The sequence below is a fragment of the Streptomyces viridifaciens genome, from assembly GCF_001888885.2.
Classification (GTDB): domain Bacteria; phylum Actinomycetota; class Actinomycetes; order Streptomycetales; family Streptomycetaceae; genus Kitasatospora; species Kitasatospora aureofaciens.
In genome coordinates, this window is sequence record NZ_CP090841.1 from 2,314,381 (window position 1) to 2,327,748 (window position 13,368).

A 13,368-nucleotide genomic window follows, 5' to 3' on the forward strand; every position below is an offset into this window, starting at 1 on the left:
GCTACCGCTACCAGCGCCCCTCGGACAGCAACCCCGCCTGCTCGCAGGGGCCGCGCCCCCGCGCCGGCCCCTGCACCAGTGGCCGCTCGGCCAGGATCCCCCGGGCCCGAGGGGCGGACGCGCCGGCCGCGTACCAGGGCCGGACGTCCTGGTCCAGGTCGACCCGGATCAGTTGCAGCGCGCAGGTCCGCTGCGGTTCGGGCAGCCGGTCGAGGGCGGGCACCGCGTCCGCCGACAGTTCACGGACGTTGCGCAGGTCGATCTGCTGCGAGCGCTCGTACCGGGCAACGTTCTGCTCCGCGACGATCGCGTCCGGCCCCATCAGGCCGTAGACCGCGACGGTGAGCATGCCGCTGAGGACGACGGCGCGCGGGAGCCAGCCGGTGCCGCGGGTGAGCCCGGCGGTGATCAGCAGCAGGAAGACGACGCCCAGCCAGATCTCGACCACCAGCACCCACAGCCGCAGCCGGGTGAGCCCGGAGGCGTCCACGTAGAACCACATCCGGCCGAGCGCCGAGGCGACCACCACCAGTGCGAGCAGGCAGAGCAGTCCGAGCAGGATCCGCGCCAGCCGGCGGTCGCCGGGAGTGGTGCGCGGAGCCCAGCGCTTGGCGACGGCCACCACGACCAAGGTCAGCACGGTGATCACGCTCAGCTGCCAGAAGCCCTGCCGGGCGTACTCGGAGCGGCTCATGCCGGTGTTGCTCAGCAGGGCGTCGGCGCCGCCGAGCACCACCACGGCCTGGATCACCGCGAAGGCGCCGAACATCAGGTTGAGCGCGACGAGGGGCAGTGCCCACTCCAGCCGTCGGCGCTCCCGCCCCGGGCGGACCGCCAGCCGGTCCCAGCGGCGCGGGCCGGCCGCGATGTGCGCGAAGCCCAGGGCGGTGAGCGTCCCGAGGGCGAACAGCAACCCACGCAGGGGGAGTTGGTGGACGTCGATGCTGGGCCTCAGGCCGGCCAGCAGGTCCGCCATACCGGCGTCGGCACTCGCGAACAGCAGGCCGAAGACGGTCAGCAGGACGGCGGCGACCGCGAGCGCCTTGAGCACAGGGACGATCCGGCCGCGGCCGGGCAGCGGCCGGCCCTCCATGGCGTCCCAGATCCAGCCCACGCCCGGAACCAGCTGCCAGAGCAGGGCGGGCAGCGCGAGCAGCACACCCGACCAGCGGCGGCCGCCGTGGAGGGCGAGCGAGGCCAGGCCCAGCGCGCAGCCGGAGGCCAGCAGCGCGGGCCAGCCCGCGTCCCAGCAGGCGGGAACGGCGAGCAGGGCGAGGGCCAGCAGGCTCCAGACGACCGTCCAGGGCCGGATCCGACGGCCGGCCGCGCGGGCGACGACCCCGGCGACGGCGGCCGCGGCCGCGCCGCAGATCAACAGGTTGGCGCCCACCCCGTCGTACAGCAGCCAGGCCGTCAGCAGGCCGGTGAGCAGGGCGAACAGGAGGACCCGGGGTGTGGCCGCCGCCCGCCGCTCGGGGTCGGTGACGTGCAGCCGGTCCCCGAAGGTCGGCCCGGACGCTTCGGGCGAGCCGTACCGCCCCCGCGGCGCGTACGGCCCGCGCGCGGCGTAGGGCCCGTGCGGAGCGTCCGCCGAGTACGGCCCGTGGGAAGCAGCCGACGCGTAGGGCGCATAAGGGTCCCCGGACGCGTAGGGCGCATAAGGGTCCCCGGACGCGTACGGCGCGTACGGGTCCCCCGACGCCTGCGAGTCGGACGTGGACCGCGGATCGGTCGGGGCAGGCGTGGACGGGCCTGTCATGAGTCCCCCTCGGTGGTCTACGGGCAGGCGGAAGCCGCCCTCCGGGCGGTCCGCGGGCCGGCGCGCCAACGCCCCGGCCGCTGCTGACTGTAGACCATTCTGAACAAGTTCAAAAGTTGCTTCTGAACATGTTCAGAACGACCTGACCGCGCACGCTCCCCCTCCACAGCCGTCCACGCGTCCACGCCGGCCCACGCCCGCCCGAGCCCCGCCCGCGCTACCCCTTCACCGATCCGGCCAGCAGCCCCCTGACGAAGTACCGCTGCAGGCTGAAGAAAACGATCAGGGGCACGATGATCGACAGGAACGCCCCGGCCGTGAGCAGTTCCCAGCGGCCGCCCAGCGAACCCGCCTGCTGCGCCAGCCGGACCGTCATCGGCGCCACCTCTGGCGTGCCGCCGGCGAAGGTGAGGGCGACCAGCAGGTCGTTCCATACCCACAGGAACTGGAAGATCGCGAAGGAGGCCAGGGCCGGCGCGCACAGCGGCAGCACGATCGAGCGGAAGATCTTGAAGTGCGAGGCGCCGTCCACCACCGCCGCCTCCATCAGGTCGCGCGGTAGCTGGGCGATGAAGTTGTGCAGCAGGAACACCGCCAGCGGCATCGCGAACATGGTGTGCGCCAGCCAGACCGGCGCGTAGCTCCCCTTCAGGTCCACCGCCGGGATCAGCGTCAGCGAGCCCAGGTGGGCGCCGCTGGAGAACAGCCGCAGCAGCGGGATCAGCGCCATCTGGAGCGGGACCACCTGGAGCGCGAACACCGTGAAGAACACCGCGTCGCTCCCCCGGAACCGCACCCAGGCCAGCGCGTACGCCGCCATCGCCGCGAGCACCAGCGGGAAGAGGGTGGCCGGGATGCTGATCGCCAGCGAGTTGACCAGGAAGGGCATCAGCCCGGTGGAGCCGCCGGAACCGCCCTCGAACAGCACCGCGTGGTAGTTGCCGAGGCCGAAGTCCGGGTGGATCAGGGCGTTCCACCAGCCGTCGGTGGTCACGTCCTGCTTGGGGCGTAGCGAGGTCACCAGCAGCCCGAGGGTCGGGACCGTCCAGAGCACCGTCATCGCGATCACGAACGCCGAGGCCAGCGGGCTGCTGAAGGACTTCCGGACCGGATTCCGGTGACGACCGGTCATCGCGTCACTCACCGCGCTCCAACCACCCGCTTCTCCTCGATCACTCACCGCACCTCACGCTCCCTCCGCAGCTGGACGATGTTGTAGGCCACCAACGGCAGCACCGCGAGGAACAGCAGCACCGCGAGGGCGCCGCCCCGCCCGTCGTCGAACTGCACGAAGGACTGCGAGTACATCTCGTTGGCCAGCACCTGGGTGCCGAAGTTGCCGCCGGTCATGGTGCGGACGATGTCGAAGGCCTTCAGGGTGATGATCATGACGGTGGTCAGCACGACCATCACCGTGGTGCGGATCATCGGCACGGTGACGTGCCAGAACAGCCGCACCCCGGTCGCGCCGTCCAGCCGGGCGGCCTCCACCACCTCGTCCGGGATCGCCTTGATCGCCGCCGACAGCACCACCATCGCGAACCCGGTCTGCACCCAGACCATCACGGCCATCAGCAGGAAGGTGTTCAGCGGCTGGGTGAGCAGCCAGTTCGGCGGATCCGACCAGCCCACCGCATGGGCGAGTTGGCTGAGCAGGCCGATCTGCGGCTGGTCCTTCCCGCGCGCCTCGTAGACGAACTTGAAGATGATCGAGGCGCCGACCAGCGAGATCGCCATCGGCATGAAGATCAGCGACTTGTACACCGCCTGGCCGCGCATCCGGTCCACCAGCAGCGCCAGCACCAGCCCGAGGCCGGTCGCCGCCAGCGGTGCGACCACCAGCCACAACAGGGTGTTGATCAGCACCTTCTGCACCGAGTCGGTGGTGAAGGCCCAGCCGAAGTTCTCGCCGCCGACGAACTTGCTGCCGTCCGCGTTGTGCACGCTCAGGTAGACGGTGCGGATCAGCGGCGCCACCAGGCCGACCACCAGCAGCAGTACGGCCGGGCCGAGGAACACCAGCACGGCCAGGGGTCGGGCCAGTCGGCCCCGGGCCCGGCCGGCCACCAGGAACACCACCAGCAGGATGCCGAGGAAACCCGCCATCGCGCCGACACTGTTGCCGAACTTGATCAGCGCGTCACCCCAGGCGCCGGCGGCCAGCGGGCCGGCGGTCAGCGGGGATCCGGATACGGACATGGCTGTACGTCCCTTCGGGTCCGGTGGGAAGGGAATGGGGAGGGGGCGGGCGGTGCGGGTGGGTGGCCCCGCACCGCCCTCGACAGGTGGTCCCGAGTCGGGCACCCTGACCTCGCGGGCGCCCTGACCTCGACGACGGGCCCCGGGCGGGCCCGGTTACTTCGGCCAGGCGGCGTCGATGTCGCCCGCGACCTTCTGGACCGACTGCCCCTCCGCGAACCAGGCGGTGAGCGACTTCCACTCCTGCCCGGAGCCGATCGCCGCCGGCATCATGTCGGAGGCGTCGAAGCGGAAGGTCGCGCTCGGGTCGGTCAGCGCCTCCGCCGAGAGCTTGTCGATCGGGTCGGTGTACAGGCTCTTGTCCACGCCCTGGTTGGCCGAGACCCAGCCGCTCGCGGTCCTCACCCGGCTGCTCGCCCAGTCCGAGCTGGACAGGTAGTTCTGCACCGCCTGCACCTCGGGCCTGCCGGAGAACGCGGCCAGGAACTCGCCGCCGCCCTCGACCGGGTTGGCGATCGCCGGGTTGACCGCGGGCAGGTGGAAGGCGAAGACGTCGCCGTCCGGGGCGACCTTGGTGCCCTTGGGCCACTGCGCCTCGTAGAAGGAGGCCTGCTGGAGCATCGCGCACTTGCCGGTGAGGATCGGCGCGCCCGCGTCCTGGAAGGTGGTGGTGGCGATCGACTTGACGTCGCCGTAACCGCCGTTCACCCAGGCGGGGTTGAGCATCCAGTCGGCAACGGTCTGCATCGCCGTGGTGATCTTCTGGTCGGAGAACTTCACCTGGTGGCCGACCCACTGGTCGTAGACGTCGCCGCCGTACGTGCCCAGCACCACCTCCTCCAGCCAGTCGGTGGCCGGCCAGCCGGTGGCGGTGCCGGAGGCGATGCCGCCGCACCAGGGCTTGGGCCCGCCCGCCTTGGCGATCCGGTCGCTGAGCGCCATCAGGTCCGCCCAGGTCTTGGGCACCTCGTAGCCGGCCGCCGCGAAGGTCTTCGGCGAGTACCAGACCAGCGACTTCATGTTGGCGCTCATCGGGGCCGCGTAGAAGGTGCCGTCGACCGAGCCGTAGGTCTTCCAGACCGGGCTCCACTTGTCCTGGTTGGTGACGGTCTGGGCGGGCGGCTTGACCACCTTGCCGCTCTTGACCATCTGGGCCAGCAGGCCCGGCTGCGGGATGATCGCGAAGTCCGGGGCGTTGCCGCCGGCCACCCGGACCGGCAGCTGGGACTCGAAGTCGTTGGAGCCCTCGTAGCTGATCTTGATCCCGGTGCACTTGCTGAACTCGGCCCAGGACTTCTCCAGGTTGTCCGACTCCGGGCTCAGGATGGAGGCGAACATCGTCACCGTGGTGCCCGAATGGCCGGCGTACGGCTGGTACTTGGCGCAGTCACCGGTCAGTGTCTGGGCGGTTCCACCGCCGCCACCCGAACCGCCGGAGCTGTTCGAGCAGGCCGCGGTCAGGGCCAGCGCCGCCAGCAGGGCGGGTACGGCGACCGGTCGGCGGCGGGAACTCGGGGACGGCGCGGTCGGGTTGAGGGTCAATGCGGTCCTCCTCGCCAGGGCGTGCTGCCTGGGGTTGGCTGAACGACATTGCGCTGTACCGGAGATGGGCGGGCAGGGGTCGTCGGGAGATCGGTCGGCCGAACCGATTGGACGACGTTAACGCAGCTGTCGGCCGCCGCCAAGGTCCATGGTCGACCTTCTCCGCCCGGAATCCGACAACACCTCTTGACGCGACGTCACCAGAGCCGGACGGGCAGCTCCAGCAGGCTGTTCACCACCAGCGACGGGCTCGGCCGCAGCTCGCCGTCCGGCACTGCCAGCGACAGCCCCGGGAAGCGCTCGAACAGCGCCGGCAGCGCGACCCCCGCCTCCAGCCGGGCCAGCGGCGAACCCGGGCAGACGTGCGGACCGTGCCCGAAGGACAGGTGCCGGGTCGGGTCCCGGGTGATGTCGAACAGCTCCGCCGTCACCCCGTGCTGCAGCGGGTCCCGGCCGATCGCGTTGTACGAGACCAGCACCGGCTCACCCGCCGGGATGACCAGCTCGCCGACCTCGATGTCCTCGGCCGTGAAGCGGAACAGGAAGTTGCTGGTCGGCGGCGTCCAGCGGAGCGACTCCTCGACCACCGCGTCCCAGGACACCTGGCCCGAACGCACCAGCTCCAGCTGGTCCGGGTGCGCCAGCAGCGCCCGCACCGCGTTGCCGATCAGGTTCACCGTGGTCTCGTGGCCGGCCGCGATGATCACCCGCAGGGTTGCCGCCGCCTCCGCGTCGGTGAGCGCCCCGCCCTCGGCGTCCGCCGCCAGCAGCACGCTCGCCAGGTCCTCGCCCGGCTCCGAACGACGCTGCGCCACCAGCCCGTTGACGAAGGCGTTCAGGCCGGCGACGGTCGCCTGGATGCCCTCCGGGTCGGGCTTGATCCCGAAGAACCGCTCGTACAGGTCGCGCAGCAGGCCGTGGTCCGACTCCGGGACGCCCAGCAGCGAGCAGATCACCGTCATCGGCAGCGGGAAGGCGAAGGCGGTCTTGAGGTCGACCACCGGCTCCCCGGCCGCCAGGGTGTCCAGCAGCGCGTGGGTGGTCTCCTCCACGCGTGGACGCATCAGCTCGACCCGGCGCGGGGTGAACGCCTGGGCGACCAGCGCCCGCAGCCGGCGGTGCTCGGCGCCGTCCGTGGTCACCATGCTCGGGCCGGGCACCGCCAGGCCGATCAGCGGCCAGGTCTTCGGCACCTCGCCGCGCTGGTAGGCCGCCCAGTGCCGGGCGTCCTTCACCAGCCGGGCGTCGGTGAGCAGGTCGCGTGCGGCCGCGTGCCGGGTCACCGCCCAGGCGGCGACCCCGCCGGGCAGCACCACCGGCACCGCCGGGCCGGCGGCCCGCAGCAGGGCGCCCTCGGCGGCGTTGTCGCGGGCCAGCGGGTCGAGGGCGATCGGGGCCGGGGCAGCGGTCATCGGCGGCAACTCTCCTTCGGTGACGGGAAACATGAGGTCGACTCGGGCTGTCGTGCGGGGGCGCCTGGCGTCAATGACCCGGGGTGAACGAGACCGGCAGCGCGACCAGCCCGCGCACCCAGGCCGAGGGCCGCCACACCAGGGCGTGCTCGGCCACCGCCAGCCGCAGGTCCGGCAGCCGGTCCAGCAGTACCTCGATCGCGGTGGTGGCGATCACCTCGGCCGCCTCCTGGGCCGGGAAGGGGCAGCCGTGCTCGCCGTACGAGTAGCTCATGTGCGCACGGTTCCCCTCGGCCGGGCGGCCGTCGGGCTCGCGCACCGACGGGTCCGCGTTGGCCCCGGCGAAGCCGAGCAGCAGCATGTCCCCCTCGCCGATCCGCTGACCGCCGAGCTGGGTGTCCCGCACCGCCCAGCGACCGGCGAAGATCTGGACCGGCGTGTCCTCCCAGAGCGCCTCGTTGAGCGCCTGGCTGATGCTGCGCCGCCCGCCCGCCAGCGACGCGGAGAACCGCTCGTCGGTGAGCATCAGCCGCAAGGCGTTGGAGATCCAGTACGAGCTCGGCTGGTGACCGGAGATCAACAACACCCTCAGGTCGCGCATGATCTCGTCGTGGTCCAGGCCCGCGGGGTGGGCCAGCATCCGCGAGGCCACGTCCCCGCCCGGGTGCTCGGCCTTCGCCCGGACCACTTCGAGCATCAGCTCCAGCAGCCGCTGGGCGGAGGCCGGCGCGCCCGGACCGCCGTCCAGCATGGTGAGCACCGCGTCGACCAGCTCCGGCGCCCGCTCCTCGTCCAGGCCGAACACCCGGCAGAGCACGAGCAACGGCATCAGGTGGGCGTACTCGGCGACCAGATCGGCCTCGCCGCGCCCGGCGAACCCGTCGATCAGCCGGTCGGCGATCTCCTCGGAGTGCTTGCGCAGTTCGTACGGGTCGATCCCGGCCAGCGCGTCGGTGACCGCGCGGGAGCGGCGGACGTGTTCCTCGCCTTCCGTGTACAGCATCGACGGCACCGGGGCCATCATCGGCTTCAGCGGCCAGTCGGCGGGCAGGGTGTCCCAGGCGTGCCAGCGGCTGGAGTCCCGGCCGAACAGCTGCGGCTGGCCGGTGACCTGCTGCAGTTCCCGGTAGCCGATGACCAGCCAGGCGGGCACGCCGCCGGCCAGCTCGACCGGGGCGACCGGGCCGTGGGCGGCCCGGAGCTCGCGATAGAGCTGGGCCGGGTCGGTCTGGAAGCGCGGCCCGTACAGCGGCGTGGCGCCGGCGTGCGCCGGGCAGCCCGGGGGCGGGGTGGCGGCGGGCTCGGTCACTGGGTGCTCTCCTCGTACGTCAGCGGGGCCCCGGCCAGGGCGGCCAGGTGGTGGACCAGTTCGATCAGCACCCGCTTGCCGGACTCGCGGTCGCGGGCGTCGCAGTCCACCAGCGGGACCTCGGGCGGCAGGTCCAGGGCCTCGCGGACCTGCTCCAGGGTGTGGCCGGGCTCGCCGAAGTTGTTGCGGGCGACGATGAACGGGGTGCCGTGGTGCTCCAGCCGGTCGATCGCGTACCAGGAGTCCTCCAGCCGCCGGGTGTCGACCAGGACGACCGCCCCCAGGGCGCCGCTGAACAGCCGGTCCCAGAGGAACCAGAAACGTTCCTGCCCGGGCGCGCCGAACAGGTACAGCACCTGCCGCTCCGACAGGGTGATCCGGCCGAAGTCGAAGGCGACCGTGGTGGAGCGCTTGCCCCAGCTGCCGGCCGGGTCGATGCCCTCCCCGGCCCGGGTCATCACCTCCTCGGTGTTCAGCGGACGGATCTCGCTGACCGAGCCGACCAGGGTGGTCTTGCCCACCCCGAAGCCGCCGACCACGACGATCTTCAGCGCGTTGTCGGCGGTCGCCCGCAGCGGGGTGCGCCCCGTCGGCGGGGCATCAGAGCCGTTGGAGGCCATGCAGCACCTGCTTCAGCGTGTCGAGATCGGGCAGCCGGGCCTTGTTCGGCGCGAACCTGGGGTGGCGGGCGGTGACCGCCCCGGACTCCAGCAGGTCGCCGAGCAGGATCTTCGCCACCGAGACGGGCAGCGACAGCTCCGCCGCCACCTCCACCACGGCGGTCGGGGCCTCGCACATCCGCAGGATCCGGGCGTGCTCCGACTGCATCCCCGGCGTCGGCTGCCGCTCGGCGACGATCAGTGTGACCAGGTCGAAGGCGTTCTCCGGGGCGCGGCTGCGGCCCCCGGTGATGGTGTAGAGGCGGTCCGGGTCGTCGTCCCGTCCCGGCAGCGCCGGCCCGCCGGTCATATCCCGGCGCTCTCTTGCGCGGCGGCCTCGCCGGAATCCGAGCCCCGGGCCGGTGCGCTGAGGTGGATGCCGATCTGCTCGATCAGGCCGTGCATGTTGTGGCCGACCACGCCCACGTCCGCGTCGTCGTCCGTGACCACCGCGAGGTGGGCGCCCTCACCGGCCGCCACGATGCACAGGATGCCGCCGTGGAACTCGGTCATCGACTGCCGCACGCCGCCGCTGCCGTCGCCGAACTCGATCGAGGCGCCGTGCGCCAGGCTCTGCAGACCGGAGGCGATCGCGGACAGCTGGTCGGCCTGGTCAGCACTCAGCCCGGCGGTGTGGCAGAGCTTGAGGCCGTCGGCGGAGAGCACCAGGGCGTGCCGGGTGCCGGGGGTTGCCGCCAGCAGGTTTTCCAACAGCCAGTCGAGGTCGCGGTCGGGGGCGCTGCTCATCAGGTGTCCTTCTCGGTGACGGGGGAAGCGTCGGGCGTGGTGTCGGTGTCCGCGGTCGGTGCCGCCCCGGAGGCGGTCGGTGCCGCCCCGGAGGCGGTGGGCGCCGCCCCGGAGGCGGGCAGCGCCGGCTGGGCGGCCCGGCGGAAGGCGCCGAACCGGGCGGCGGCGCGCGCCACGTCGGTCCGTGCGGGCTCGGCGGCCGGGGCCGTCGCCGGGGTGGTGGCGGCCAGGGTCTGCCCGCGGCGGCGCTGCGGCAGGCCGCTGTCGGTCATCCGGGCGGGCGCGGCCGGGCCCTGGGCGGGGACGGTGGGTGCCGGAACCGCCGGACCGGCCGGTACGGCCGCAGGTACCGGAGCCGGTGCGGCGGCCGGTGTGCTGGCAGCGGGCGGCAGTGAGGCGGGCGCCGGACGGGCGGGGGTGAGCGCGGGGCGCACGGCCTCCGCGGCGGGCGCGGGCGCCGTGGCGGGGGCTGCGGCGGGCGTGGGAGCGGCGTGGGTGACCAGCTGCTGAGGGATCAGCATCACCACCCCGGTGCCGCCGCGCGCCGACGGCCGGAAGGAGATCTGCAGACCGTGCTTGCGCGCCAGCACGCCGACCACCGCGAGGCCCAGCCGGGTGCCCGCGGAGAGCGTGGCGAGGTCCAGCGGCTCGGCGGAGACGGCCCGTTCGGCCCGGCGCAGCCAGCTGTCGCTCAGGCCCAGCCCGCTGTCCTCGACGGTGACCGCCAGTCCGGCCGGCACCTCCTCGACGTAGACGTGCACCTCGGACGGCGGGGCGGAGAAGTTGGTGGCGTTGTCCAGCAGTTCGGCCAGTGCGTGCATCACGCCCTCGGCCGCGAAGCCGGCGACGGCGGCGGTGCTGGCGTTGTGCAGCCGCACCCGCTGGTAGGCGCCGATCCGGCCGAGCGCGCCGCGCAGCACCGACTCCACCGCGATCGGCTTGGCCCAGCGGCGGCCCGAGCGGGCGCCGGTGAGCACCGCGATGCCGTCCGCCATCCGGCCGGCCTGGGCGGTCGAGTGGTCCAGCCGCAGCAGGTCGCCGAGGACCTCCTCGTCGTGCCGGTGCTGCATCTCGCGCAGTTCGGCGTGCATGCTCGTGGCCAGCGCCTGGACCCGGCCGGCGGCGGTCGCGCAGACCGCGAGCGCGGCGGCCCGCAGCCGCTCGCCCCGGCTGATCTCCTCACCGACGGCGCGCAGCAGCGCGTACTGGGGGTGCTTGCGGTGAGCAGCCAGCGCACTGTCCACGGCCGCGCCCCCGCGCAGCTTCTTCACCACCTCGGGCAGTACGCCCTCGGGGAGCCGCTCCAGCTCGGCCCGCTCTGCGGCGGCCCGCTCCCGCTCCGCCGCGGCCTCGGCCCGCTCGGTGTCGAGCCGGGTCCGCAGCTGGTCCAGCTCGGCGCGGGTGGCGGTGACGTCCGCCTCGGCGCGGGCCTGCTCGGCCCGGGCGGCGTCCCGTTCGGTGAGCGCGGCGGCGGCGCGGTCCCGGGCGGCCGTCTCGGCCTGCCGGGCGGTGCCGGCGGCGACCAGCGCGGCCCGGGTCTCCTCGTGCTGCGCGGCCAGTTCCTCGGCCAGTCGGCGGGAGCGCTCGGCGCCGCTCGCGGCGAGGCCCACCGCGATCAGCCAGAGCACCGCCACGGCGGCCACGGCGACGGCGGTGAGCGGCTGGTGCGCGTCCAGGGCCCGTCCGATGCCGACCGGTGCGGCGACCAGCGCCAGCAGGACGGCGGCCACGGTCAGGGCGGCGGTGCGTGGCGCCGGCCGGCGGCGCGGCCGACCGTCGGGGCTGGTGGCTTCTCTCATCGGTGCGGTCCTCGGCAACGTCGGCGGGCGGCGGCGCGGGCGGCGGGTCGGCGACGGTTGCGGCCGCCGACAGCTGGTCGGGCGCATACCAGACCGCCCGGTGGCGTGGTGAAACGCCTCCGGGCGGCTGATCGGTTCACGCTTTCGGCCGATCATATCGATTCAGACATTGGCCTCAACCCGCTAGTTGACGGCCAATCTCGTTCATTCCCGTCGGGCGGAGCCGCTCGGGGACAGTTTGGCCTCCACCGCCCGCCGTACGGCCGCCGGGTCCAGCCCGTGGTCGGCCACCACCCGCAGCCCGGGGCCGTCCTCCACCCGGAGCACTCCCAGCAGCAGGTGGCCCACCCCGATCTCCCCCGACTTCAGCCGCAGGGACTCGCGCAGCGAGAGCTCCAGCGCCTTCTTCGCCCCCTGGCCGAACGGACTGCGAGCCGGCTTCGACCCCCCGGTCCGGAACCAGCCCCGCCGCCTGGGCCCCTCGTCCACCGGCGGGTCCAGCGCACCCGCCCCGAAGGCCGACTCCACCGCGGCCCGGACCGCGTCCAGGTCCACGCCGATCGAGGCCAGCACCTCGGCGTCGTCCCCCGGCCCGAGCAGCCGGACCACCGCGCGGCGCGCCGCCTCGTGGTCCAGGCCCATCCCGATCAGAACCTCGGCCGCCGGGTCGTCCGGCCCGGCCAGGATCGCCAGCAGCAGGTGCTCCGTCCCGACGTGCCCGTGCCGCAGCCCCCTCGCCTCCTCCTGCGCGCCGACCACGACCTGCCGCGCCGCTGCGGTGAAACGCTCGAACATCGCTCAGCCCCCGTCCTCGCCCTTGCCGGGCGTCCGCCGTGCGTACTTCTTGTGCACCGCCTGTCTGGTGACCCCGAGGCAGACCGCGATGTCCTGCCAGGACCAGCCCTGTGACCGGGCGTTCTCCACCTGCAGGGACTCCAGGCGGTCCGCCAGATCACGTAGGGCGCGGACCGCCCGGAGCCCCACGGCGGGGTCACGACTGCTCGCGGCGGCCGCGAGCTCTCCGCTCTCGCTCATGCCGTCAACTTTGGTTGACATCCGGAAAGATGTCAACCCTGGTTGACAGTCGCGGAAACCTCGGCTGCGGAGCTCACCGGAACCGCCGCGCCAGCGCCTCCTCGAAGGTCCCCCGGCCCACCGCCCGCTCCGGTGCCGTGAGTCCGCCCGCCCGCAGGGAACGGCCCAAAGCGCCCGGGATCCGCAGCGGCAGCAGCAACCGCCGCCGGCCCGACGCCCGCAGGTACGCCTCGGCCAGCTCCCGGTACGACCGCACCCGCGGCCCGCCCACCTCCGGCGCGAACCCGGCCGGCTCCCGCCCCACCAGCTCCGCGACGTGCTCCGCCACCTCCCGGACCTCGACCGGCTGGATCAGCGCGCCGCTCACCACCGGGAACACCGGCAGCTTCGCGCTCAGGTCGAAGGCCTTCAGCAGCAGGTCGTGGAACTGGGTCGCCCGCAGCACCGTCCACCCCAGTCCCGACTCCTCCAGCACCCGCTCGCAGCCGAGCTTCGCCCGGTAGTACGCGAGCGGCACCCGGTCGATCCCCACGATCGACACGTACACCAGGTGCCGCGCCCCGGCCTCCCGGGCCTGTGCCACCAGCCGCCCGAGCGCCGCCACGTCCTTCTTCCCCTGGGTGGTCGCGCAGTCCACCACCGTCTCCACGCCGGCCACGGCCGCCGCGATGCCCTCCCCGGTGACCAGGTCCCCGACCACCCACTCGACCCCCGCGCCCGCCGCCCGCGCCCGCCGGCTCAACCCCCGCACCGCCACCCCGCGCGCCACCAGCAACCGCACCACCTCCCGGCCCAACGTCCCCGTCGCGCCGGTCACCAGCACCGTCCCCATCACCACACCACTCCTCTCCGAACACGCCGTCACCCCCTACGGACCGGACACCGCCCGCATTCGTGACATCGGCGC

13 protein-coding genes are annotated in these 13,368 nt (G+C 73.4%); all 13 read right to left on the reverse strand.

Annotated features, from left to right (window positions below; translation table 11 throughout):
* Nucleotides 1-7: 7 nt before the first annotated feature.
* The 13 genes from BOQ63_RS17460 to BOQ63_RS17520 all read right to left on the reverse strand — a co-directional run bounded on the left by BOQ63_RS17460 (nt 8) and on the right by BOQ63_RS17520 (nt 13,293).
* The gene (locus tag BOQ63_RS17460; protein WP_063756606.1) at nt 8-1,759 is read right to left on the reverse strand and encodes a DUF4153 domain-containing protein; all 1,752 of its coding nucleotides are present in this window, start codon (nt 1,757-1,759) and stop codon (nt 8-10) included.
* Nucleotides 1,760-1,976: 217 nt separating this feature from the next.
* Nucleotides 1,977-2,891, reverse strand: coding sequence for a carbohydrate ABC transporter permease (locus tag BOQ63_RS17465; RefSeq protein ID WP_030285365.1), 915 nt, complete (start codon nt 2,889-2,891; stop codon nt 1,977-1,979).
* Nucleotides 2,892-2,935: 44 nt separating this feature from the next.
* On the reverse strand, nt 2,936-3,958 hold the full coding sequence (locus tag BOQ63_RS17470) for a carbohydrate ABC transporter permease (protein WP_030554018.1): 1,023 nt from the start codon (nt 3,956-3,958) through the stop codon (nt 2,936-2,938).
* A gap of 156 nt (nt 3,959-4,114) precedes the next feature.
* The gene (locus BOQ63_RS17475; protein WP_030285361.1) at nt 4,115-5,500 is read right to left on the reverse strand and encodes an ABC transporter substrate-binding protein; all 1,386 of its coding nucleotides are present in this window, start codon (nt 5,498-5,500) and stop codon (nt 4,115-4,117) included.
* A 197-nt stretch (nt 5,501-5,697) separates the two neighbouring features.
* Entirely contained in the window at nt 5,698-6,912 is a 1,215-nt protein-coding gene (locus tag BOQ63_RS17480; protein WP_072654599.1) for a cytochrome P450 family protein, read from the reverse strand.
* A gap of 70 nt (nt 6,913-6,982) precedes the next feature.
* Nucleotides 6,983-8,221, reverse strand: a complete 1,239-nt coding sequence (locus tag BOQ63_RS17485; RefSeq protein WP_072654600.1) for a cytochrome P450 — start codon at nt 8,219-8,221, stop codon at nt 6,983-6,985.
* Nucleotides 8,218-8,841: a GTP-binding protein gene (locus BOQ63_RS17490; protein ID WP_030285357.1), complete on the reverse strand. Its 624-nt coding sequence runs from the start codon at nt 8,839-8,841 to the stop codon at nt 8,218-8,220. The genes BOQ63_RS17485 and BOQ63_RS17490 overlap by 4 nt, the downstream gene beginning before the upstream one ends.
* Nucleotides 8,822-9,190, reverse strand: a complete 369-nt coding sequence (locus BOQ63_RS17495) for a DUF742 domain-containing protein (RefSeq protein WP_030285356.1) — start codon at nt 9,188-9,190, stop codon at nt 8,822-8,824. The genes BOQ63_RS17490 and BOQ63_RS17495 overlap by 20 nt, the downstream gene beginning before the upstream one ends.
* Entirely contained in the window at nt 9,187-9,627 is a 441-nt protein-coding gene (locus BOQ63_RS17500) for a roadblock/LC7 domain-containing protein (RefSeq protein ID WP_030285355.1), read from the reverse strand. Before BOQ63_RS17500 ends, BOQ63_RS17495 begins: the two co-directional genes overlap by 4 nt.
* Nucleotides 9,627-11,426, reverse strand: coding sequence for a sensor histidine kinase (locus BOQ63_RS17505; protein WP_150475969.1), 1,800 nt, complete (start codon nt 11,424-11,426; stop codon nt 9,627-9,629). Before BOQ63_RS17505 ends, BOQ63_RS17500 begins: the two co-directional genes overlap by 1 nt.
* A gap of 204 nt (nt 11,427-11,630) precedes the next feature.
* A complete protein-coding gene (locus tag BOQ63_RS17510; protein WP_072654601.1) occupies nt 11,631-12,221 on the reverse strand; it encodes a Clp protease N-terminal domain-containing protein in 591 nt (196 codons plus the stop codon).
* A gap of 3 nt (nt 12,222-12,224) precedes the next feature.
* Entirely contained in the window at nt 12,225-12,461 is a 237-nt protein-coding gene (locus tag BOQ63_RS17515; RefSeq protein WP_030285349.1) for a hypothetical protein, read from the reverse strand.
* A 73-nt stretch (nt 12,462-12,534) separates the two neighbouring features.
* The gene (locus BOQ63_RS17520; RefSeq protein ID WP_072654602.1) at nt 12,535-13,293 is read right to left on the reverse strand and encodes an SDR family oxidoreductase; all 759 of its coding nucleotides are present in this window, start codon (nt 13,291-13,293) and stop codon (nt 12,535-12,537) included.
* Nucleotides 13,294-13,368: the final 75 nt, after the last annotated feature.